Genomic DNA, 20,837 nt, shown 5'->3' with positions numbered 1-20,837 from the left:
GCCCCTCGCGTCCCCCGCCGCGCCCGCCCGGTCAGAAGCGGTACTGCTCGTCGTACCCGTTCCCCTGCTGACCGTTGCCCTGGTAGGGGTACTGCTGCTCCGGCGGGAGTTCGCCGCCGTACGTCTCGTCGGTGCGCTGCTGCGGGACCCAGACGCCGCCGGCCGGGGTCTCGCCGCCGTACGTGGCGTTGCCGTACTGGTCCTGGCCGTAGGCCTGCTGGCCGTACTGCTGCTGACCGCCGTAGGAGGTGTCGTAGCCGCCGTAGGTCTGGGTGCCGATGTACGGGTCGGAGTAGGCGGCGTACTGCTGCTGGCCGCCGGAAGTGTCGTAGCCGTAGTTCTGCTGGTCGTAGCCGGTGTACGTGCCGTCGTATCCGTAGGACTGGTCGGCGCCCTGGGCGGCCGTCGCGTACTGGTCCTGGCCGGCGTAGGTGCCGTCGCCGGCGGCGTAGGCGTTGTTGTCGCGGTATATGCCGTAGGAGCCGGTGTCGTCGGGCAGGGGCTGCGGCTCGTAGACCGCGGTGGTCTCGGCGGCCGCGGCGGGGCGGGCGGGGGTGAAGACGTCGTCGCGGTCGTAGTCGTCCTGGCCGTAACCGGCCGTGGCCGACGCCGGGGCGTAGTCGTCCTCGTGGCCGTAACCGGGGTCCCTCGCCTCGAGGTCGGAGACCTCCAAGGTCGGCTCCTCGCGGCCGCGTTCCCGGCGGCCGAGGCGCTTGCCGCCGGTGAGGCCCTCAAGGGCGGCCGGCGGGTTGACCGCCCAGCCCTCGGCGAAGCCGCGGCGGAAGGAGAGGGTGACGTAGGTCTGGCCGACCGCGAAGGCAGCGGCCCCTAGGCCGATGACGATCACCGACGGGATGAGCACACCGAGAACCACGCCCAGGAAGCCGGCGAAAGCGAGCAGCCGCCAGCGCAGCCGCGCCTTGTACTGCAGCAGCACCTCGCCGAGCAACCACAGCGCGACGATTCCGAACGCGATGTAGAGGACCGTCCAGCCCATGTACGCCCCTCTCCCAGTGACCGCTACGCAGTGTGTCGTATATCCGTGCGGCCGGTCTAGGCCTGCGATGGGTGGTGCAGGCCCAGGTTCTCGTAGATTTCCAGCGACGCCGTGGAGTTGTTGAGCGTGATGAAGTGCAGCCCGGGCACTCCCTCGGCCAGCAGCCGCGCACAGAACTCCGTGGCGAACTCGATGCCAATGGAGCGTACAGCGGCCGGATCGTCTTTGGCTGTGACGATCCGCTCTTTCAGGACGGAGGGGATGGCGGCGTTGCTGAGCTGCGGCAGCCGCTCCAGCATCCGCACGCTGGTCACCGGCATGATCTCGGGAATGACCGGAGTCTCGCACCCGGCCCCGGCGACCCGGTCACGCAGCCGTAGGTAGGACTCCGGCTGGAAGAACATCTGCGTGATGGCGTAGTCGGCCCCGGCGCGGCACTTGTCGACGAAGTGCGCCACGTCGGTGTCCCAGTCCGCGGAGCGCGGGTGCATCTCCGGGAAGGCCGCGACACCTACGCAGAAGTCGCCCGACTCCTTGATGAGCTGGACGAGTTCGGCGGCGTAGGTCAGACCGCTCGGGTGCGCGACCCAGTCGCCCATGGGGTCACCGGGCGGGTCGCCGCGCACGGCGAGCATGTTGCGGATCCCGGCGTCGGCGTACTGGCCGATGATGTTGCGCAGTTCGGCGATGGAGTGGTTGACCGCGGTGAGGTGGGCGACCGGCGTCAGTGTGGTGTCCGCGACGATCTGCTGGGTCTCCTTGACCGTGCCCGCGCGGGTGGAACCGCCGGCTCCGTACGTCACGGAGACGAAGTCCGGGGCGACCGCCTCGACCCTCCTGAGCGCACTCCACAGGTTCCGCTCACCCTTGGGGGTCTTCGGCGCCGAGAACTCGAAGGAGTACGTCGCCTTGCCCGTCGCGAGCATGTCGCGCACGGTACGTGCGCGGTCCGTCCTGGTGGATGCGGTTCCGAGGGCCATACCCGCAGGTTAGCCAGGGGGCGGCGGCCACCCAACCAGATCAGGGAAATTTGCCCATTTTGTCGATTTGTTGTCCACCCATCGGACAGGCGGGGTCCGTCACGCCTGGTTCACGCCCGGTTCCGGAGCCGCTTCGCGAACTCCGCGGCCGCGGCCCCCGGATCGTCCGCCTCCGTGATGGCCCGTACGACGACGACCCGCCGGGCGCCCGCCTCCAGCACCTCGTCGAGGTTGCCCAGATCGATGCCGCCGATGGCGAACCAGGGGCGGTCGGTGCCCAGGCCCGCGGTGTACCGGACCAGGTCCAGGCCGGGTGCGTGACGGCCGGGCTTGGTGGGGGTCGGCCAGCACGGACCGGTGCAGAAGTAGTCGACGCCCTCCTGGGCGGCCGCCGCGGCGGCTTCCCGCTCGGCGTGCGTGGAGCGCCCGATGAGGACGTCGTCGCCGAGGATCGCACGGGCGGCGGGGACGGGCAGGTCGCCCTGGCCGAGGTGGAGCACGTCGGCGCGGGCGGCGTGGGCGACATCGGCCCGGTCGTTGACCGCGAGCAGCTTTCCGTGCCGGGCGCAGGCGTCGGCGAAGACCTCCAGATGCTCCAGTTCCTCGGCGGCCTCCATGCTCTTGTCCCGCAACTGCACGATGTCGACCCCGCCGGCCAGCACGGCGTCGAGGAACTCCGGCAGGTCGCCCTGCCGCTTACGGGCGTCCGTGCACAGGTAGACGCGGGCGTCGGCGAGCTGGGTGCGTGCGGTGTCGGGCATGACGGTGTCCCCCGGTGTCGGTGGCGTACGGGCCGGGGTCGAGTGCGGTCGGCCTCGGCGGGCGGTAGTGAATCACAGGTGAGGGACAGGGGCCTGCGGCGGGCGCTGGCGGCGGGGCGGGGGCAGGGGCCAGTGCCAGGAGCCAGGGTCGGGGGGCAGGAGCGAGGGCGGGTTGGCAAGGGCGGGGGCGCCGCCGCCCGGTCCGACGGCCCGTGCCCGGCCCCGGGGCGGCGATCGACGGATCCGTCCCAGCTTCTCCGGCAAACCCACAGGTCACCGGAGTGATCCCTGGAGCCACATCCGCGAATTGCCTCGGCGGTCCCACGAGTCCAGCCCCGCGGCCACACCCTGCACACAGGCCGGAGTCCTGGGCCCAGCCCATCGGCCCCGGTCCACCCGCACGCGTCCCGGACCACGGACCCAGGGCGCGAATTGCCTCGGCGGCCCCACGACCACGACCCCACAGCCGCGCCCCCGTCCGCCCCGGATCCCGGACCCCCAGGCCGAGCCCATGAATCCCGACCCCAGTGCTATCCGCGCGAAGTCGAGGGCAGACCCCGACCCCGTGGCCCGGCCGCGCAAGGCCCGGCACCCGGCCCCGGAATCCCGGCCGAAGCCACGGTAGACCTCGCGGCGGAACGGATCGAGGCGCAGGCCCGCGATCTCGCGTGCGGGAGGCCGGTTGTGGGCGCCGCGCGGTCGAGGGCCCGCAGCCTGAGCACCAGAACCCGGGCCCTGGGGCCCGGCCGCGCGGCCCAAGGCCCGAAGCCCAGGCCCAGGCCCAAGGGCCAAGCCCGGAACCTGAATCCGGCCCCTACTCCAGCAAGCCCCCGCCCCCGGCCCGTCTCACACCGCCAGCGCCTGCGCCCGCCGCTTCACCTCCGTGCCGCGGTTCTCGCTGAGCGCCTGGGCCGGGGTGCCCGGCAGGCTGTCGTCGGGGGTGAAGAGCCACTCCAGCATCTCTTCGTCGGTGAAGCCGTCGTCCCGAAGGAGCGTCAGGGTTCCGGTGAGGCCCTTGACCACCTTCTTCTCGGCCCCGTCGATGAAGGCGGCGGGGACGTGCAGGGCACGGTTCTCACCACGGCGTACGGCGATGAGCTGGCCCTCCTTGACCAGCTGCCGCACACGCGTCACCTCGACATCGAGGATTTCCGCGATGTCGGGGAGGGTGAGCCAGGCGGGGACGAGAGCATCGATCTTTGCGTCAATCTCGGTCACGACAACAAGCCTGCCATCCCGCACTGACAGTCGGAAGCCAGGGCCGTCCGACCTGGGGTTCCGACCGGACCCGAACCCTACGCCGCCTCCTACGCCACCGCCGCTTTCAGCGGCTTCGCCGGGTCCCCGAGAAGCTCCGGGTCCAGCTCCGTCCCCGCCTCGATCAGCCGCCGCCCCTGGGCCAGATCCCGTGGCCGGCCCACCGCCAGCAGGGCGACCAGGCGCCTCTCGCGCAGCCAGCAGACCGTCCAGGCCGGGCCGGACGGGTCGCCGCGCCACAGGACCGTGTCGGCGGACGTGTGATGGCCGGCGTACTGGACGAAGCGGCCGAACTGCTCGGACCAGAAGTACGGGACCGGGTCGTAGATCCCGGGGGTCTCGCCGATGATGTTCGCCGCCACCGTGCGCGGGCCCTGGAGCGCGTTGTCCCAGTGATGGACCAGCAGGCGCTCGCCGTACCGTCCCGAGGGGAAGGAGGCGCAGTCGCCGACCGCGTAGACGTCCGGCGCGGAGGTGCGCAGCCGGTCGTCGGCGACGACCTCGCCGTGCGCGCCCAAGTCGATGCCCGAGCCGGTCAGCCAGGACGTGGCGGGGCGGGCCCCGATGCCGACGACCACCGCGTCGGCGGGCAGTCGCGAGCCGTCGTCGAGGACGACCGAGCCCGGCTCGATGCCCGCCACGCGCGCGTGGGTGCGCAGCACCGCTCCCGCGTCCTCGTACCAGGAGGTCATCGGCGCGGCCACGTCCGCGGGCAGCGCCCCCGCGAGCGGCCGGTCGGCGGCCTCCACGACCGTCACCGCGCAGCCCGCCTCGCGCGCGGCGGTGGCGAACTCGGCGCCGATCCAGCCCGCGCCGACGACCACGATGTCGTGCTGCCGGGCGAGCACGGGCCGCAGCCGCTCGGCGTCGTCGAGGGTGCGCAGCAGATGGACGCCGGGGACGCCCTCCGTGCCGGGCAGCCGGATCGGTTCGGCGCCGGTGGCCAGGACCAGGACGTCGTACGGGACGGGCCCGTCCACCGTGTCGAGCAGATGGGCGTCGGAGCGGACGCCCAGCACCTCGCGGCCGAGTTGCAGTTCGATGCCGAGCGCCTCGAAGTCGACGTCGAAGGCGGAGCCCTCGGCCTTGCCGAGCAGTACGGCCTTGGACAGCGGCGGCCGGTCGTACGGCTGGTGGGGCTCCGCGCCGATCAGCGTCACGGTGCCGGTGAAGCCCTGTTCGCGCAGGGCGACCGCGGTCTGTACGCCGGCCATGCCCGCGCCGACCACGACCACTCGCCGCTGCGACCTCGTCGTCTGCTGCTCGCTCACCGGATCACCATAGACAACTGACAAATTGTCAGTCAGCGGCTCTGCACCGTGACCTGCTCCACAACGCTCGTCCCGCTGCCCCTCTGCGACTCCCACTCCCAGGTCTCCTGGAGCCGGACCCGGCCGTCGGGCAGCTCCACGACCGTGGACACGCAGTGCCCGGACGAGGTCGTCCCGTCGTGCTTGAGCTGGACGTACCGGAAGTCGAGCCGGTCCCCCGTCCGGGTACCCACGAGATGCCCGCGCACGACGTCCCCGCCCGTGTACTCGGCCCAGATCTCGCCGTCCTTCTCGTGGTACGTGAACCGGGTCCGGGTACCCACCTGACCTGGGGCCTGGTCGGCGACGGGGGCGAGGACGAGACCGTCGAGCGAGCGTGCCACCGAGAGAGGCTCCCTTACTGAGACATACGACGTCGGGCTAGGGTGGCCAACGTAGAGCACTCGCGGGAGCCCGGACGCACCGGGCTGAGAGGGAGGCTGGCGGCCTCCGACCGTACGAACCTGATCCGGGTCATGCCGGCGAAGGGAGGGGCTGGACGCCCATGTCCTCACGTACGTCAGACGTCCTCGTCGTCGGGGGCGGAATCATCGGCCTCGTCACGGCCTGGCGGGCCGCGCAGCGCGGTTTCGCCACGGCCGTCGTGGACCCCGAACCGGGCGGCGGGGCCGCCCAGGTGGCCGCCGGGATGCTGGCCGCCGTCACGGAACTGCACTACGGCGAGCAGACCCTGCTGGGCCTGAACCTCGCCTCGGCCCGCCGCTATCCGCAGTTCGCAGCGGAACTGACCGAGCTGACCGGCCAGGACCTCGGTTACCGCCGCTGCGGCACACTCGCCGTCGCGCTGGACTCCGACGACCGCTCCCACCTGCGCGAACTCCACGCCCTGCAGCGGGAGTCGGGCCTGGAGTCGGAGTGGCTGTCCGGGCGGGAGTGCCGGCGCCTGGAGCCGATGCTCGCGCCGGGCGTGCGCGGCGGGCTGCGGGTCGACGGCGACCACCAGATCGACCCCCGGCGGCTGATCAAGGCCCTCATGGCGGCGTGCGAGCACGCGGGCGTGGTCTTCCATCGGCTCTGGGCCGAGCGCCTGGACCTCGTACGGGACCGGGCCGCCGGCCTCACGGCGACCGGCGGCACCCGGCTGGCCGCCGGCCAGGTCGTCCTCGCCGCGGGCAGCCTCAGCGGCCGTCTCGCCGGGGTCCCCGACGACGTACTGCCACCGGTGCGCCCCGTGAAGGGCCAGGTGCTGCGGCTGACCGTGCCGCAGCGGTTCGCGCCCTTCCTGAACCGGACCGTGCGCGCCATGGTCCGCGGCAGCCATGTCTACCTGGTGCCGCGCGAGAACGGCGAGCTGGTGATCGGCGCGACCAGCGAGGAGCTGGGCTGGGACACCACGGTGACCGCGGGCGGGGTGTACGAGCTGCTGCGCGACGCCCATGAACTGGTGCCGGGCATCACCGAGCTGCCGCTCACGGAGACCCGCGCGGGACTGCGCCCCGGCTCCCCGGACAACGCGCCGCTGCTCGGTCCGACCGAGCTGCCGGGGCTTCTCCTCGCGACCGGCCACTACCGCAACGGCGTACTGCTCACGCCCGTCACCGGCGACGCGATGGCCGACGTACTGACCACCGGCGAACTGCCGGACGAGGTCCGCCCGTTCACGCCGAGGCGATTCGCCGCCGGGCGCCGGGCCACCGGCCTCGCCACGCACCTCACGGAGCAGCCCGCATGAACATCTCCGTCAACGGGGAGCCGCGGGAGTTCGCTCCCGGCACGGCTCTCGACACCGTCGTACGCACCCTCACCCCGGCGCCCTCCGGAGTGGCCGCCGCCCTCAACGAAACCGTCGTCCCGCGCGGACAGTGGTCGTCGACGTCCCTGACCGAGGGAGACCGCGTCGAGGTCCTCACCGCCGTCCAAGGAGGCTGACCCATGGCCGACGATCCCTTCGTCCTCGGCGGTACGACGTTCTCGTCCCGTCTGATCATGGGCACCGGCGGGGCGCCCAGCCTGGATGTGCTGGAGCGGGCGCTGATCGCCTCGGGCACCGAGCTGACGACGGTCGCGATGCGGCGCGTGGACCCGAACGTGCACGGTTCCGTCCTGTCGGTGCTGACCAGGCTGGGCATCCAGGTGCTGCCGAACACGGCGGGCTGTTTCACCGCCGGGGAGGCCGTGCTGACGGCCCGCCTCGCGCGCGAGGCCCTCGGCACCGGCCTGGTCAAGCTGGAGGTCATCGCCGACGAGCGCACCCTGCTGCCGGACCCCATCGAGCTCCTGGACGCGGCCGAGACCCTGGTCGACGACGGTTTCACGGTGCTGCCGTACACCAACGACGATCCGGTTCTGGCCCGCAAGCTGGAGGACGTGGGCTGCGCGGCGATCATGCCGCTGGGCTCCCCCATCGGCTCCGGGCTCGGCATCCGCAACCCGCACAACTTCCAGCTGATCGTCGATCACGCGCGCGTGCCGGTGATCCTGGACGCGGGAGCGGGCACGGCGTCGGACGCGGCGCTGGCGATGGAGCTGGGGTGCGCGGGTGTGATGCTCGCCTCAGCGGTGACCCGGGCGCAGGAGCCGGAGCTGATGGCGCACGGCATGCGGCACGCGGTGGAGGCGGGCCGGCTGGCGTACCGGGCGGGGCGCATCCCCAAGCGCCATTTCGCCGAAGCCTCGTCCCCCACCACGGGATTGGCGCGGCTCGACCCGGAACGCCCGGCGTTCTGACCCGGCCCGCCCGTCGCGTCCGCCTCGCCCGTCTCGTCCTGAACGCACGTTCGAGGCAGGCCGAAAGTCGTTGCGACGTCCGTCACAGGACGGCTTCAGTCCCGCCCCGATCTCGCCCGAACCCCCGGCCCTGTCAGTCTCGGCTCGTACACTCACCTGCGTGGATACGACCCTTCAGGACCCTCTGGTCGGGCAGGTGCTCGACGGCCGCTATCGCGTGGACGCGCGGATCGCGGTCGGCGGGATGGCCACGGTCTACCGGGCCGTGGACACCCGCCTCGACCGCGTGCTCGCGCTGAAGGTGATGCACCCGGGCCTCGCCGCCGACGGCACCTTCGTCGACCGGTTCATCCGCGAGGCCAAGTCCGTCGCCCGGCTCGCCCACCCCAATGTGGTGCAGGTCTTCGACCAGGGCACCGACGGGTCGTACGTCTATCTCGCCATGGAGTACGTGGCCGGCTGCACCCTGCGGGACGTGCTGCGCGACCGCGGGGCGCTGCAGCCGCGGGCCGCGCTCGACATCCTGGAGCCGGTCCTGGCCGCGCTCGGCGCCGCGCACCGCGCGGGGTTCGTGCACCGGGACATGAAGCCGGAGAACGTGCTGATAGGGGACGACGGCCGGGTCAAGGTCGCCGACTTCGGTCTGGTCCGGTCCGTCGACACCGTCACCAACACCAGCGGTGCCGTGCTCGGCACCGTCTCCTATCTCGCCCCCGAGCAGATCGAGCAGCCGGGCGCCGCCGACGCCCGCGTCGACGTGTACGCGTGCGGTGTCGTGCTGTACGAGATGCTGACCGGCGAGAAGCCGCACGACGGGGAGTCCCCCGCGATCGTGCTCTACAAGCATCTCCACGAGGACGTGCCACCGCCCTCGGCGATCGTGCCGGGGCTGCCGTTCGAGCTGGACGAGCTGGTGGCGTCGGCGACCGCCCGTGCCCCGGACCTCCGCCCCCATGACGCGGTGGCGCTGCTCGCCCAGGCCCGCGAGGCGCGTGCGGCGCTCGGCGCGGACCAGCTGGACATGGTCCCGCCGCAGGCGCTGACCACCCAGCACAGCAACGCCGAGGACCGCACGAGCGTGATCCCGCGCTCGCTGACCGTGCCGAGGCCGCTGCCGGTCAACGAGCCCGAGGGCGAGCCCGGCCTCAACCGCACAAGCCGGTTCGAGACCCCGCCGCCCCCTCCGCCCCGGCGCCGCCGTTCGGGCCCCCCGCGCGGGCCGCTCGCGATCGTCGTCGCCCTCCTGCTGATCCTCGGCGTGGGCGCCGGCGTCTGGTACATCAACTCCGGTCAGTTCACCAAGGTCCCGGCGCTGATCGGAAAGACGGAGGCACAGGCCGAGGACCGGCTGGAGGCGGCCGGCCTCGAAGTGGGCACGGTGAAGCGGGAGTACAGCGACACCGTCAAGCGCGGCCGGGTCATCAACTCGGACCCGACCGTCGGCACCCGCATCCGCTCCAACGACTCGGTGACCCTGACCATCTCCAAGGGTCCCGAGACCGTGCAGCTGGGCGACCTGAAGGGCCTGCGGCTCGACAAGGCGAGGGAGCGGCTCAAGAACGACGGCCTCCAGGCGGGCATGGTGACCCGGGAGTTCAGCGACGACGTCATCAAGGGCATGGTGATCAGCACCGACCCGGAGCCGGGCACCACGCTCCGCTCGGGCGCGGCCGTCGCCCTGGTCGTCAGCAAGGGCAGCCCGGTGGACGTCCCGGAGGTCACCGGCGAGAGCCTGGAGGACGCCAAGGCCGACCTGGAGGAGGCGGGCCTGAAGGTGAAGGTCGCCACCGAGCAGGTCAACTCCGAGTACGACAAGGGTCTCGTCGCCGCACAGACCCCGGAGCAGGGCAGCGAGGCCGCCGAGGGCGACACCGTGACGCTGACGATCTCCAAGGGCCCTGAGATGGTCGAGGTCCCGGACGTGGTCGGCGACAAGGTCGACGACGCGAAGGCCGAGCTGGAGGCCGCCGGCTTCGAGGTCGACGAGGACCGGGGCATCCTCGGGCTCTTCGGTGACACGGTCAAAAGCCAGTCCGTGGAGGGCGGTCAGACCGCTCCCAAGGGCTCGACCATCACCATCGAGATCCGCTGACCGGGCACCACCGAGCCCGCCGACCGGCCTGACCGCCATCCGCCGGCGGGGCACCCCGCGCCGCATGACACCCTGAACGGGTGATGACTCAGCGCAACCCCGTCGGCGGCCACGTCCCCGTGGCCGGCGGTCTGAACTCCGTCGGCCTGACCTACGCCCGTGACCTGAAGGCCGAGACCGTGCAGGTCTTCGTCGCCAACCCGCGCGGCTGGGCCACGCCCGCCGGCAACCCGCGGCAGGACGAGGAGTTCCGCGCGGCGTGCGAGGCGGAGTCGATCCCGGCGTACGTCCATGCCCCGTATCTGATCAACTTCGGCTCGCACACCGAGGCGACCGTGGAGAAGTCGGTGGAGAGCATGCGGCACTCGCTGCGGCGCGGGCGGGAGATCGGAGCGCTCGGCGTGGTCGTGCACACGGGCAGCGCGACCGGCGGGCGGGACCGTTCCGTGGCGTTGAAGCAGGTCCGGGAGTACATGCTGCCGCTTCTCGACGAGCTCACCCATGACGACGACCCGTTCCTGCTCCTGGAGTCGACCGCCGGACAGGGTGCCTCGCTCTGCTCGCGGACCTGGGACTTCGGGCCGTACTTCGAGGCTCTGGACGCCCATCCCAAGCTGGGGATCTGCCTCGACACCTGCCACATCTTCGCGGCGGGCCACGATCTGACCGGCCCGTCCGGCATGCACCAGACCCTCGATCTGCTGGTGGACACCGTCGGCGAGGGCCGGCTGAAGCTGATCCACGCCAACGACTCCAAGGACGTGGTCGGCGCCCACAAGGACAGGCACGAGAACATCGGCGCCGGCCACATCGGCGAGGATCCGTTCCGGGCGCTGATGACCCACCCCGCCACCGAGGGCGTACCGCTGATCATCGAGACGCCCGGCGGCAAGGAGGGGCATGCGGCGGATGTGGAGCGCCTGAAGAAACTTCGGCCGAGCTGACGCGGGCTCCGGAACGTCAGTCCTCGGTCTCGAACAGCACGTGGGAGGTGTCGACCAGGTGGACCACGAGCACGATCAGCAGCCCGTCGCTGATCACGTACTCCACTGCCATGGTGTGGGTCAGCGCCAGGGAGCGCGTGTTCTCGTCACCGGAGATCGGCGAGGAGATCTTGGTACGGGGGTCCTTGGCCACTATGGCGAGGCCTCGCTGAAGCACCTCAAGGCGGTCGTCCGGCAGGCTGTCGCGAACCCGCGCTGCGGCCTCCGAGAAGATCACGTTGAAGACGGCCATGCAGGGCTCCCCGTGCAGTTGTCGTAGTACCAGGTCCCGAGCTTACCGTCGTGGCGCCGGCCGCGGACACCCTGTCGATCGCCGCCATGGAACTGGTCGACAACGGCATGATCGTCCTGTGGCCGGACGCGATGAACACGCGGCTACAGCTCGGGTCCGTCCCCCGGCCCCTCCTGGTAGGAGTAGCGCTGTTCCTTCCAGGGGTCGCCGATGTTGTGATAGCCGCGTTCCTCCCAGAAGCCGCGGCGGTCGGCCGTCATGTACTCCACGCCGCGGACCCACTTGGGGCCCTTCCAGGCGTACAGATGAGGGACGACGAGGCGGAGCGGGAAGCCGTGCTCGGCGGTCAGCAGCTCGCCGTCCTTGTGGGTGGCGAAGATCGTGCGGTCGGCGGCGAAGTCCGCGAGGCGCAGGTTGGAGCTGAATCCGTACTCGGCCCACACCATCACATGGGTGACGTCCGGGGCCGGCGGGGCGATCTCCAGGATGGTCCGGGCGGGGATGCCGCCCCACTCCGCGCCGAGCATGCTGAACTTCGTGACGCAGTGCAGATCGGCCTCGACGGTGGTGTACGGGAGGGCCGTGAACTCGTCGTGGTTCCAGCAGTGCTTCTCACCGTCGGCGGTGGCGCCGAAGACACGGAACTCCCAGCGTTCGGGGCGGAACTTGGGGACCGGGCCGTAGTGCGTGACCGGCCAGCCGCGCTGCACTCGCTGCCCCGGCGGAAGCTCGGAGTGTGCCGCTTCTCCTGACTCGCGTTCCACCGGCTGACCCATGACTCCATCCTGACAGACCCGGGGCAGTGCACATGACCAACCAGATCCCAAATAGGTCCAAATTGGACTAAGCATGCACTTACTTACTAAGTGAAGACTTACTGGACGATCTTCGTTGCCGATGCAAGGATGCGGCGCAACCTGCCAGTCCCTCGAATCGGAAGGAGCCTCTGCGATGCAGGGCGACCCCGAGGTCATCGAATTCCTCAACGAGCAGCTCACCGGCGAGCTCACCGCGATCAACCAGTACTTCCTGCACGCGAAGATGCAGGAGAACTTCGGCTGGACGAAGCTCGCGAAGTACACGCGCCATGAGTCGTTCGACGAGATGAAGCACGCCGAGGTGCTCACCGACCGGATCCTGTTCCTGGAGGGGCTCCCGAACTACCAGCGGCTGTTCCATGTCCGGGTCGGACAGACGGTCAAGGAGATGTTCGAGGCCGACCGGCAGATCGAGGTCGAGGCGATCGACCGCCTCAAGCGCGGTATCGAGGTGATGCGCGCCAAGGGCGACATCACGTCCGCGAACATCTTCGAGTCGATCCTCGAGGACGAGGAGCACCACATCGACTACCTCGACACCCAGCTGGAGCTTCTGGAGAAGCTCGGCGAGGCGCTCTACATCGCACAGCTGATCGAGCAGCCGGAGAGCTAGGCCGCCTCGTCCAGCTCGGCGAGGACCGGCTGCCCCTGGTCCGCGAGCTCACGGCGCGGACAGGCACCCCGGCCGAGCAGCGCCTGAATGCGCCGCACACAGGAACCGCAGTCGGTGCCGGCCTTGCAGGCGGAGGCTATCTGACGGGGGGTGCAGGCGCCGTCCGCCGCGTGTTTCTTGACCTGCTGCTCGGTGATGCCGAAGCAACTGCAGACATACACGCGGTCCACCTCCCCACGGGATCGATAAGTCGTGCCGTCCCGATGATCGGTGAGGCTAACCTAACCTTACCCGCCGCCAAGGGGCCGCAAAAGTGCCGTGGGGCGCGGATCGTATGTGATCCGCGCCCCACGTCATATCCCTGTAATGGGCAGAACCCTTACTGGTCCCTGTACATCTCGGCCACGAGGAACGCCAGGTCAAGCGACTGGCTGCGGTTGAGCCGGGGGTCGCAGGCCGTCTCGTAGCGCTGGTGCAGATCGTCGACGAAGATCTCGTCGCCGCCGCCCACGCACTCGGTGACATCGTCACCGGTGAGCTCCACGTGGATGCCGCCCGGGTGGGTGCCCAGCGACTTGTGGACCTCGAAGAAGCCCTTGACCTCGTCGAGCACGTCGTCGAAGCGACGGGTCTTGTGCCCCGAGGCCGCCTCGAAGGTGTTGCCGTGCATCGGGTCCGTCACCCAGGCCACGGTCGCGCCCGAGGCGGTGACCTTCTCGACCAGCTCGGGCAGCTTGTCGCGGACCTTGTCCGCGCCCATCCGCACGATGAAGGTGAGACGGCCCGGCTCACGGTCCGGGTCGAGGCGCTCGATGTACTGCAGCGCGTCCTCGGCCGTCGTCGTCGGGCCCAGCTTGATCCCGATCGGGTTGCTGATCTTCGAGGCGAACTCGATGTGCGCGCCGTCCAGCTGCCGGGTGCGCTCACCGATCCAGACCATGTGGCCCGAGACGTCGTACAGCCGGCCCGTACGGGAGTCGACCCTGGTCAGCGCCGACTCGTAGTCGAGGAGCAGCGCCTCGTGGGAGGCGTAGAACTCGACCGTCTTGAACTCCTCCGGGTCCGTGCCGCAGGCCCGCATGAAGTTCAGCGCGTTGTCGATCTCCCGCGCGAGCTGCTCGTAGCGCTGGCCGGACGGGGACGACTTCACGAAGTCCTGGTTCCAGGCGTGCACCTGGCGCAGGTCGGCGTAACCGCCGGTGGTGAAGGCGCGGACCAGGTTGAGCGTGGAGGCGGACGCGTGGTACATCCGCTTCAGCCGCTCGGGGTCCGGGACGCGGGCGGCCTCGGTGAAGTCGAAGCCGTTGACGGAGTCGCCGCGGTAGGTCGGCAGGGTGACGCCGTCGCGGGTCTCGGTCGGCTTGGAGCGCGGCTTGGAGTACTGGCCGGCGATCCGCCCGACCTTCACGACCGGCACCGAGGCGGCGTACGTCAGCACCGCGCCCATCTGCAGCAGCGTCTTGAGCTTGTTGCGGATGTGGTCGGCGCTCACCGCGTCGAAGGCCTCGGCGCAGTCGCCGCCCTGGAGGAGGAACGCCTCTCCCTTGGCGACGGCCGCCATCCGGGCGCGCAGCTGGTCGCACTCGCCCGCGAAGACGAGCGGCGGATACGACTCGAGGTCCGCAACGACTGCGCGCAGAGCCTCAAGGTCGGGGTACTCGGGCTGCTGCGCCGCGGGCAGGTCTCGCCAGGTGTTGCCAGCGCTCGCGCTGGTCTTAGCGTTCACGGTCACGGCCTCAACATTACGGGGTCGTGTCGTGGCTCCTGCCGCATGCCCAGCAAATGAGACACGGGGTACACGGTGCGGACATGGGGTAGGGTGCGTCGCATGTTCGCGCTTTCGACCCAGAACACGATCCAGAACTGGTGGTGGACCGCTCATCCGGCGGCCCACTGACTGCGCGTACGCAAGACTTCGCGAAGGCCGCCCGAGGGGCGGCCTTCGGCGTTTCCGGGGCCCGTTCCTCCCAGTGAATTCCCAGTGAGTTCCGACCGAGAAGGACACCGGACCCATGCATCTGACCGACCTGCTCGACGATCCCCGCCCGTTCGCCCTGCTGCGCCGCCGCACACCGGGCCATGACGAGCAGACCGTCGAGCTGCTCCTCGGCCCGGTCACCACGTACGACCGCCTCGCCGACCTGCCCGACGAGGGCCTCGCCCTGATCCCCTTCCGACAGATCCGCGAGCGCGGCTTCGACGTCCGCGACGACGGCACACCCCTCGCGGTGCTGACCCCCGAGGAGTCGTACGACATCCCGCTCGCCGAAGCGCTGGAGCAGCTCCCGGCGCACGGGGTGCGTGTCGAGGGCGGTGGCTTCGACGTCGGTGACGAGGAGTACGCCGAGATCGTCGGACGTGTCCTGCGCGAGGAGATCGGACAGGGCGAGGGCGCGAACTTCGTGATCCGGCGGACGTACGAGGGTGCGATCCCGGGGTTCGGACGCGCCGACGCCCTGGCGCTGTTCCGGCGGCTGCTCGAAGGCGAGCGGGGTGCGTACTGGACGTTCGTCGTCCACACCGGCGACCGGACCCTGGTCGGGGCGAGCCCCGAGGTGCACGTGCGGATGTCCGGCGGCACGGTCGTGATGAACCCGATCAGCGGGACGTACCGCTACCCGGCCGAAGGCCCCACCCCCGAGCACCTGCTGGACTTCCTCGCCGACTCCAAGGAGATCGAGGAGCTGTCGATGGTCGTCGACGAGGAGCTCAAGATGATGTGCACGGTCGGCGACATGGGCGGGGTGGTGATCGGGCCGCGGCTGAAGGAGATGGCGCATCTCGCGCACACCGAGTACGAGCTGCGCGGCAAGTCCTCGCTGGATGTGCGGGAGGTGCTGCGGGAGACCATGTTCGCGGCGACCGTCACCGGGTCGCCGGTGCAGAACGCCTGCCGGGTCATCGAGCGGCACGAGGTCGGGGGGCGGGGGTACTACGCGGGTGCGCTGGCGCTGCTGGGCCGGGATTCCGGCGGGGCGCAGACACTGGACTCCCCCATCCTGATCCGTACGGCGGACATCGATGCGGACGGACGGCTGCGCGTGCCGGTCGGCGCGACCCTCGTCCGCGGCTCGGACCCGGCGGGCGAGGTGGCCGAGACCCACGCGAAGGCGGCGGGGGTGCTGGCGGCACTCGGGGTACGGCCGTCCCGGCCCCGTGCGGAGCACGCGCGCGTGCGTCTCGCCGACGACCCACGCGTGCGTGCCGCGCTGGACGGGCGCCGGTCGTCGCTCGCGCCGTTCTGGCTGCGGATGCAGGAAGCCCCCGGGAAGGACGCGGAGCCGAGCGGGCACACGCTGGTCGTCGACGGGGAGGACACGTTCACGGCGATGCTGGCGCACGTACTGCGGTCGAGCGGCCTTGAGGTGACCGTCCGGCGCTACGACGAAGCGGGGCTGCGGGAGGCGGTCCTCGCGCATGAGGGACCGGTCGTCCTGGGCCCCGGCCCGGGTGACCCCTCCGACCTGACCGACCCGAAGATGAGCTTCCTGCGAGACCTGACCGCGCACGTCATCCGCGAGAACCGGCACGGTGTGCTCGGGGTCTGCCTCGGACACGAGCTGGTGGCGGCGGAGCTGGGGCTGGAGATCGTACGGAAGGAAGTGCCGTACCAGGGGGCGCAGACGACGATCGATCTGTTCGGGCGCCAGGAGACGGTCGGGTTCTACAACAGCTTCGTGGCGTACTGCGACGACGAGACGGCGGCGGAGCTCGGCGCGCACGGGGTCGAGGTGAGCCGGAGCGGGTCGGGTGAGGTGCATGCGCTGCGCGGAGCCGGGTTCGCGGGGGTGCAGTTCCACCCGGAGTCGGTGCTGTCGCTGAACGGGGCAGCGGTCGTACGGGAGTTGATGGGTCAGCTGCGGGGGACGAGCACGTTCTCGGAGCGGCGGCCGGCCCTGTAGTCGAGAACGTTCTTCACCGTGGCGTCGACGATCTGGCCGACGGCGTCCTCGGTGTAGTACGCCTGGTGGGACGTGACCAGGACGTTCGGGAAGGTGACCAGGCGGGCCAGGGTGTCGTCCTCGATGGCTTCGAGGGACTTGTCGAGGAAGAACAGGCCCGCCTCGGCCTCGTAGACGTCGAGGCCGACGCCCGTGAAGCGGCCGGCGCGCAGTTCGGTGACGAGCGCGGCGGTGTCGATCAGGCCACCGCGGCTGGAGTTCACCAGGATCGCGTCGTCCTTCATGGCCTTCAGGGCGTCGGCGTCGATGAGGTGCTGCGTCTCCGGCATCAGCGGGACGTGCAGGGTGACCAGGTCGGACTCGGCGAGAAGCTGCTCCTTGGAAACGTATGTCATGCCGAGTTCCCTGCAGGCCGGGTTCTCGGCGACGTCCCAGCCGAGCAGCTTCATGCCGAAGCCATGGGCGATCCGGGTGAACGCCTCGCCGATCTTGCCGGTGCCGAGGACGCCGACGGTGCGGCCGTACATGTCGCGGCCCATCAGGCCGTCCAGGCGGAAGTCGAAGTCGCGGGTGCGGATGGCGGCGCGGACGATACGGCGGTTGACCGCCATGGCGAGGGTCCAGGCGAACTCGGCGACGGAGTACGGCGAGTAGTACGAGACCCGGGCGACCGTCATGCCGAGCCGCTCCGCCACCTTGAGGTCGATGTTGTTGAACCCGGTGGACCGCTGGGCGATCATCCGCGTGCCGCCGGCGGCGAGGACCTCCAGGACACGGGCGCCGAGCTCGGCGTTGACGCTGGTGGAGATGGCCTCGTACCCGGCGGCGATGGGGGCGGTGTCCTCGTTGAGGAAGACGTCCAGGCAGCGGACCTCGTGGTGGCCCTGGAAGGCCCGCTCGATCAGGGGCTTCTCGTCCGCTTGCACTCCGAAGGCCAGGATCTCCACGAAAGGGCTCCCCTTCTGGTGGGTTATGGGCCGAATATACGGCCCATAACCCATGCGCGCCGGTCCGGCGCCGGTCCAGGGAAGCCTCGAAGGAAGCCTCAGCCGAAGAACACCCCGACTTCCTCGTACAGCTTCGGGTCGACCGTCTTCAGCTTCGCCGTCGCCTCCGCGATCGGCACCCGCACGATGTCCGTGCCGCGCAGCGCGACCATCTTGCCGAAGTCGCCGTCCCGTACCGCCTCGATGGCGTGCAGACCGAACCGGGTGGCCAGCCAGCGGTCGAAGGCGCTCGGGGTGCCGCCGCGCTGGATGTGCCCGAGGACGGTCGTCCGGGCCTCCTTGCCGGTCCGCTTCTCGATCTCCTTGGCCAGCCACTCGCCGACGCCGGACAGCCGGACGTGCCCGAACGAGTCGAGCGACTCGTCCTTGAGGACCACGTCACCGTCCTTCGGCATGGCCCCCTCGGCGACGACCACGATCGGGGCGTACGAGGCCTTGAAGCGGGAGGTGATCCAGGCGCACACCTGGTCGACGTCGAAGCGCTGTTCGGGGATGAGGATGACGTTGGCGCCGCCGGCGAGGCCGGAGTGGAGGGCGATCCAGCCTGCGTGCCGGCCCATGACCTCGCAGACCAGGACCCGCATGTGCGACTCGGCGGTGGTGTGCAGCCGGTCGATGGCCTCCGTGGCGATGCCGACGGCGGTGTCGAAGCCGAAGGTGTAGTCGGTGGCGGACAGGTCGTTGTCGATGGTCTTCGGTACGCCGACGACGGGCACCCCGTACTCGTCGGTGAGCCGCGCCGCGACCCCCATGGTGTCCTCGCCGCCGATGGCGATGAGCGCCTCGACCTCCTGCTTGGCGAGGTTCTCCTTGATGCGCCGGATGCCGCCCTCGGCCTTCAGGGGGTTGGTCCGCGAGGAGCCGAGGATGGTGCCGCCGCGGGGCAGGATGCCGCGTACGGCGGGGATGTCGAGACGGACGGTGTCGTTCTCCAGTGGCCCCCGCCAGCCGTCCCGGAAGCCGACGAAGTCATAGCCGTACTCCTGCACGCCCTTGCGGACGATGCCCCGGATGACGGCGTTGAGCCCGGGGCAGTCGCCGCCTCCGGTCAGTACTCCGACCCGCATGGAAATGTCCCTTCGCCGCGGTTGCCTGTGGGAGTCACGCTAATGGTGATCCAGGTCACACAGGGATGGGCGGGAAGGGCAATTCCGGTGAAACAGCGGCCCATTGCTTTACTCGTCGTCAAGCCCACGCTCTATGGCGTACCGAACGAGTTCCACGCGGTTGTGGAGTTGCAGCTTGCCGAGAGTGTTCTGCACATGGTTCTGGACGGTCCGGTGCGAGATCACCAGCCGCTCGGCGATCTGCTTGTAGCTCAGCCCCTTGGCCACCAGCCGCAGCACCTCGGTCTCCCGGTCGGTGAGCTCGGGCGCCTTGGGCTGGTCGGTGTCCGGGGCGGGCGCGGGCTCGGAGGCGAGGCGCCGGTACTCACCGAGGACGAGTCCGGCGAGGCCGGGTGTGAAGACGGGGTCGCCGACGGCCGTGCGCCGCACCGCGTCGAGAAGCTCCTCCGTCGAGGCGGACTTGAGCAGATAGCCGGTCGCCCCCGACTTCACGGCCTCCAGCACATCCGCGTGCTCGCCGCTCGCCGACAGCACGAGCACCCGCAACGCCGGGTTGTGGCCGACGAGTTCCTTGCAGACCTGCACCCCCGGCTTCAACGGCAGGTTCAGATCGAGCACGAGCACATCGGGTCCGGCGGCCTTGGCACGGCGTACGGCCTGCTCGCCGTCGCCCGCGGTGGCCACCACGTCCAGGCCGGACTCGGCCAGGTCGCGGGCGACCGCGTCGCGCCACATGGGGTGGTCGTCGACCACCATCACCTTGATCGGGCCCTGCTGCTCACTCATCGTTTTCCTGCCTTCCCCCGTGAGACCTTCGGTACCTTCAGTTCGACCTCGGTGCCCTGCCCGGGCACGGAGATCAGTTCGGCGCTGCCGCCGAGCTCACGCAACCGCCCCCGGATCGACAGGGCGACCCCCATCCGCCCCTCCCCCTCGGCCTGCGCGAGGCGCCCCTCGGGGATACCGGGCCCGTCGTCCCGCACGGTCACGATCACCTCGTCGGGCTCGTCCTCGACAAGGATCCACGCACGCGCGTCCTGCCCCGCATGCTTCCGTACGTTGTCCAGGGCGGCCCCCACCGCGGCGGCCAGCTCCTTCGCGGCGGCCGGGGACAGCTCCACCGGGGCCCCGGGCTCGGCGAGGTTGACCTTGGCGGCCGCGTACGGGGCGAGCAGCGCGCGGAGATCGACGGGCCCCTCGGGCTCCGGCTCGTCCTCTTCGTCCACGATGCGTACGACAGCCCCCTGTGCCGCGTCCTCCGACGCCCAGGAGACGCGCGTCAGTCCTCCGGAGACCAGCGTGCGCAGCGCGACCTCCTGCTCACCCGCCATCCGGCCCAGCTCGGCCGCCTCGCCGCCGATGACCGCGCCCCTGCGCTGCACCATGGCGAGCACCTGGAGCACGCTGTCGTGGATGTCCCGCGCGAGCCGCTCCCGTTCCCTGGTCGCGGCCTCGATCTCCAGGGCGCGGGCGAGGGTGCGCTCGGAGGCGCGGGCGACCTCGACGACGTAGCCGATGGCGATGGAGGCGACCCAGACGAGGATCACATTGTGGACGGTGTCCCGGGCCGGCTGGCCGCGTTCGATCAGGTTGGCGACGGCGACCGGGGTGGAGGCGAACGCGGCCCAGCGCCAGCCGCCCTTGAGGGCGTACGCCAGGACCGACCCTGCGGTCCATATCGACGGCAGAGTGGCGCCGCCGGTGTCGATGTGGTGCTCGTTGACGGCCAGCGGGGTCAGGAGGATGCCGGTGAGGGCGATGCCGAGGTCGATGGCGAGGAAGCGCTTGGTGCAGGCGGCCTCGTTCTGGACCCGGGGCAGGGTGGCCAGCGTCCAGACGATCAGGACGGCGTAGTAGGCGTAGGCGATGCCCGCGCGGTCGTAGTTCTCGTAGTTGGTGGCGAACAGCCCGACCGCGTACAGCATGGTCAGCACCCGGTAGCCGGTGAGCGCACGCCACAGCGGCAGCTCCACCGACATCCTCATCACACGCTCACGCCTGGCCATACCCGCGCCCACCCCCTATTTTTGGTCGTTCGCCTCCGGGCGCCCGAGCCGGTGCCGAGACCGTGACCGTGCTCAGCCCTTCGGGCCTCCGCGCGCTCACGGT

The 20,837-nt window shown here is 70.6% G+C and carries 22 protein-coding genes, 1 pseudogene and 1 riboswitch; of the genes and pseudogenes, 8 read left to right on the top strand and 15 right to left on the bottom strand.

Annotation, left to right across the window (positions count from 1 at the left end):
- Positions 1–31: 31 nt before the first annotated feature.
- The 7 genes and pseudogenes from PH203_RS02810 to PH203_RS02780 form a co-directional block, all read right to left on the bottom strand.
- A complete protein-coding gene (locus PH203_RS02810) occupies positions 32–997 on the bottom strand; it encodes a hypothetical protein (RefSeq protein WP_289915643.1) in 966 nt (321 codons plus the stop codon).
- Positions 998–1,053: 56 nt separating this feature from the next.
- Positions 1,054–1,977, bottom strand: a complete 924-nt coding sequence (gene metF / locus PH203_RS02805) for a methylenetetrahydrofolate reductase [NAD(P)H] (RefSeq protein ID WP_289915641.1) — start codon at positions 1,975–1,977, stop codon at positions 1,054–1,056.
- Between the two features lie 110 nt (positions 1,978–2,087).
- Positions 2,088–2,738, bottom strand: a complete 651-nt coding sequence (gene thiE / locus PH203_RS02800) for a thiamine phosphate synthase (protein WP_289915640.1) — start codon at positions 2,736–2,738, stop codon at positions 2,088–2,090.
- Positions 2,739–3,356: 618 nt separating this feature from the next.
- Positions 3,357–3,469: pseudogene (locus PH203_RS02795) on the bottom strand (response regulator transcription factor); the annotation flags it as partial.
- Between the two features lie 115 nt (positions 3,470–3,584).
- The gene (locus PH203_RS02790) at positions 3,585–3,956 is read right to left on the bottom strand and encodes an Rv2175c family DNA-binding protein (protein WP_289915638.1); all 372 of its coding nucleotides are present in this window, start codon (positions 3,954–3,956) and stop codon (positions 3,585–3,587) included.
- Positions 3,957–4,045: 89 nt separating this feature from the next.
- Positions 4,046–5,230, bottom strand: a complete 1,185-nt coding sequence (locus PH203_RS02785; protein ID WP_289916615.1) for an FAD-dependent oxidoreductase — start codon at positions 5,228–5,230, stop codon at positions 4,046–4,048.
- 68 nt (positions 5,231–5,298) lie between these two features.
- On the bottom strand, positions 5,299–5,649 hold the full coding sequence (locus PH203_RS02780) for a hypothetical protein (protein ID WP_289915635.1): 351 nt from the start codon (positions 5,647–5,649) through the stop codon (positions 5,299–5,301).
- 52 nt (positions 5,650–5,701) lie between these two features.
- Positions 5,702–5,813, top strand: a riboswitch (TPP riboswitch).
- Between PH203_RS02780 and thiO the strand changes: the two genes are divergently transcribed.
- The 5 genes from thiO to PH203_RS02755 all read left to right on the top strand — a co-directional run bounded on the left by thiO (position 5,811) and on the right by PH203_RS02755 (position 11,029).
- Positions 5,811–6,998, top strand: a complete 1,188-nt coding sequence (thiO, locus tag PH203_RS02775) for a glycine oxidase ThiO (RefSeq protein ID WP_289915633.1) — start codon at positions 5,811–5,813, stop codon at positions 6,996–6,998. Its footprint overlaps the riboswitch before it by 3 nt.
- Positions 6,995–7,195, top strand: coding sequence for a sulfur carrier protein ThiS (thiS, locus tag PH203_RS02770; protein ID WP_289915629.1), 201 nt, complete (start codon positions 6,995–6,997; stop codon positions 7,193–7,195). The genes thiO and thiS overlap by 4 nt, the downstream gene beginning before the upstream one ends.
- A 3-nt stretch (positions 7,196–7,198) precedes the next feature.
- Positions 7,199–7,993: a thiazole synthase gene (locus PH203_RS02765; protein ID WP_289915627.1), complete on the top strand. Its 795-nt coding sequence runs from the start codon at positions 7,199–7,201 to the stop codon at positions 7,991–7,993.
- Between the two features lie 160 nt (positions 7,994–8,153).
- On the top strand, positions 8,154–10,085 hold the full coding sequence (gene pknB, locus PH203_RS02760) for a Stk1 family PASTA domain-containing Ser/Thr kinase (RefSeq protein ID WP_289915626.1): 1,932 nt from the start codon (positions 8,154–8,156) through the stop codon (positions 10,083–10,085).
- 83 nt (positions 10,086–10,168) lie between these two features.
- A complete protein-coding gene (locus tag PH203_RS02755; protein WP_289915624.1) occupies positions 10,169–11,029 on the top strand; it encodes a deoxyribonuclease IV in 861 nt (286 codons plus the stop codon).
- Positions 11,030–11,045: 16 nt separating this feature from the next.
- On the opposite strand, the gene PH203_RS02750 is transcribed toward PH203_RS02755, so the two are convergent.
- Together PH203_RS02750 and PH203_RS02745 are read right to left on the bottom strand one after the other, a co-directional pair.
- Entirely contained in the window at positions 11,046–11,321 is a 276-nt protein-coding gene (locus PH203_RS02750; RefSeq protein ID WP_289915622.1) for a hypothetical protein, read from the bottom strand.
- Positions 11,322–11,464: 143 nt separating this feature from the next.
- Positions 11,465–12,097, bottom strand: a complete 633-nt coding sequence (locus tag PH203_RS02745; protein ID WP_289915620.1) for a sulfite oxidase-like oxidoreductase — start codon at positions 12,095–12,097, stop codon at positions 11,465–11,467.
- A gap of 175 nt (positions 12,098–12,272) precedes the next feature.
- Between PH203_RS02745 and bfr the strand changes: the two genes are divergently transcribed.
- Positions 12,273–12,752: a bacterioferritin gene (gene bfr / locus PH203_RS02740; protein ID WP_079308696.1), complete on the top strand. Its 480-nt coding sequence runs from the start codon at positions 12,273–12,275 to the stop codon at positions 12,750–12,752.
- Here bfr and PH203_RS02735 read toward each other — a convergent pair.
- Both PH203_RS02735 and PH203_RS02730 read right to left on the bottom strand, forming a co-directional pair.
- Complete coding sequence (locus tag PH203_RS02735) at positions 12,749–12,973, bottom strand: (2Fe-2S)-binding protein (protein WP_289915615.1); 225 nt, start codon at positions 12,971–12,973, stop codon at positions 12,749–12,751. The genes bfr and PH203_RS02735 overlap by 4 nt on opposite strands.
- Before the next feature lie 158 nt (positions 12,974–13,131).
- Positions 13,132–14,484 (bottom strand): class II 3-deoxy-7-phosphoheptulonate synthase, encoded by a 1,353-nt coding sequence (locus PH203_RS02730; protein WP_289915613.1) that lies wholly within the window; start codon positions 14,482–14,484, stop codon positions 13,132–13,134.
- A 96-nt stretch (positions 14,485–14,580) separates the two neighbouring features.
- Between PH203_RS02730 and PH203_RS49605 the strand changes: the two genes are divergently transcribed.
- The gene (locus PH203_RS49605) at positions 14,581–14,649 is read left to right on the top strand and encodes a trp operon leader peptide (RefSeq protein ID WP_171144442.1); all 69 of its coding nucleotides are present in this window, start codon (positions 14,581–14,583) and stop codon (positions 14,647–14,649) included.
- A 115-nt stretch (positions 14,650–14,764) separates the two neighbouring features.
- Entirely contained in the window at positions 14,765–16,654 is a 1,890-nt protein-coding gene (locus tag PH203_RS02725; protein ID WP_289915611.1) for an anthranilate synthase family protein, read from the top strand.
- Here the strand turns inward: PH203_RS02725 and PH203_RS02720 are convergent.
- The 4 genes from PH203_RS02720 to PH203_RS02705 form a co-directional block, all read right to left on the bottom strand.
- Positions 16,606–17,601 carry a 2-hydroxyacid dehydrogenase gene (locus PH203_RS02720; RefSeq protein WP_289915608.1) on the bottom strand — a complete coding sequence of 332 codons (996 nt, stop codon included), beginning with the start codon at positions 17,599–17,601 and terminating at the stop codon, positions 16,606–16,608. The genes PH203_RS02725 and PH203_RS02720 overlap by 49 nt on opposite strands.
- A 98-nt stretch (positions 17,602–17,699) precedes the next feature.
- On the bottom strand, positions 17,700–18,728 hold the full coding sequence (locus tag PH203_RS02715; RefSeq protein ID WP_289915606.1) for a 6-phosphofructokinase: 1,029 nt from the start codon (positions 18,726–18,728) through the stop codon (positions 17,700–17,702).
- A gap of 108 nt (positions 18,729–18,836) precedes the next feature.
- Positions 18,837–19,514 (bottom strand): response regulator transcription factor, encoded by a 678-nt coding sequence (locus PH203_RS02710; protein WP_289915604.1) that lies wholly within the window; start codon positions 19,512–19,514, stop codon positions 18,837–18,839.
- Positions 19,511–20,734: a DUF5931 domain-containing protein gene (locus PH203_RS02705; protein WP_289915601.1), complete on the bottom strand. Its 1,224-nt coding sequence runs from the start codon at positions 20,732–20,734 to the stop codon at positions 19,511–19,513. The genes PH203_RS02710 and PH203_RS02705 overlap by 4 nt, the downstream gene beginning before the upstream one ends.
- Positions 20,735–20,837: the final 103 nt, after the last annotated feature.

The organism is Streptomyces sp. S.PB5 (assembly GCF_030403745.1).
In the GTDB taxonomy this organism is placed as follows: domain Bacteria; phylum Actinomycetota; class Actinomycetes; order Streptomycetales; family Streptomycetaceae; genus Streptomyces.
This window is presented reverse-complemented; position numbering and strand designations above follow the sequence as displayed.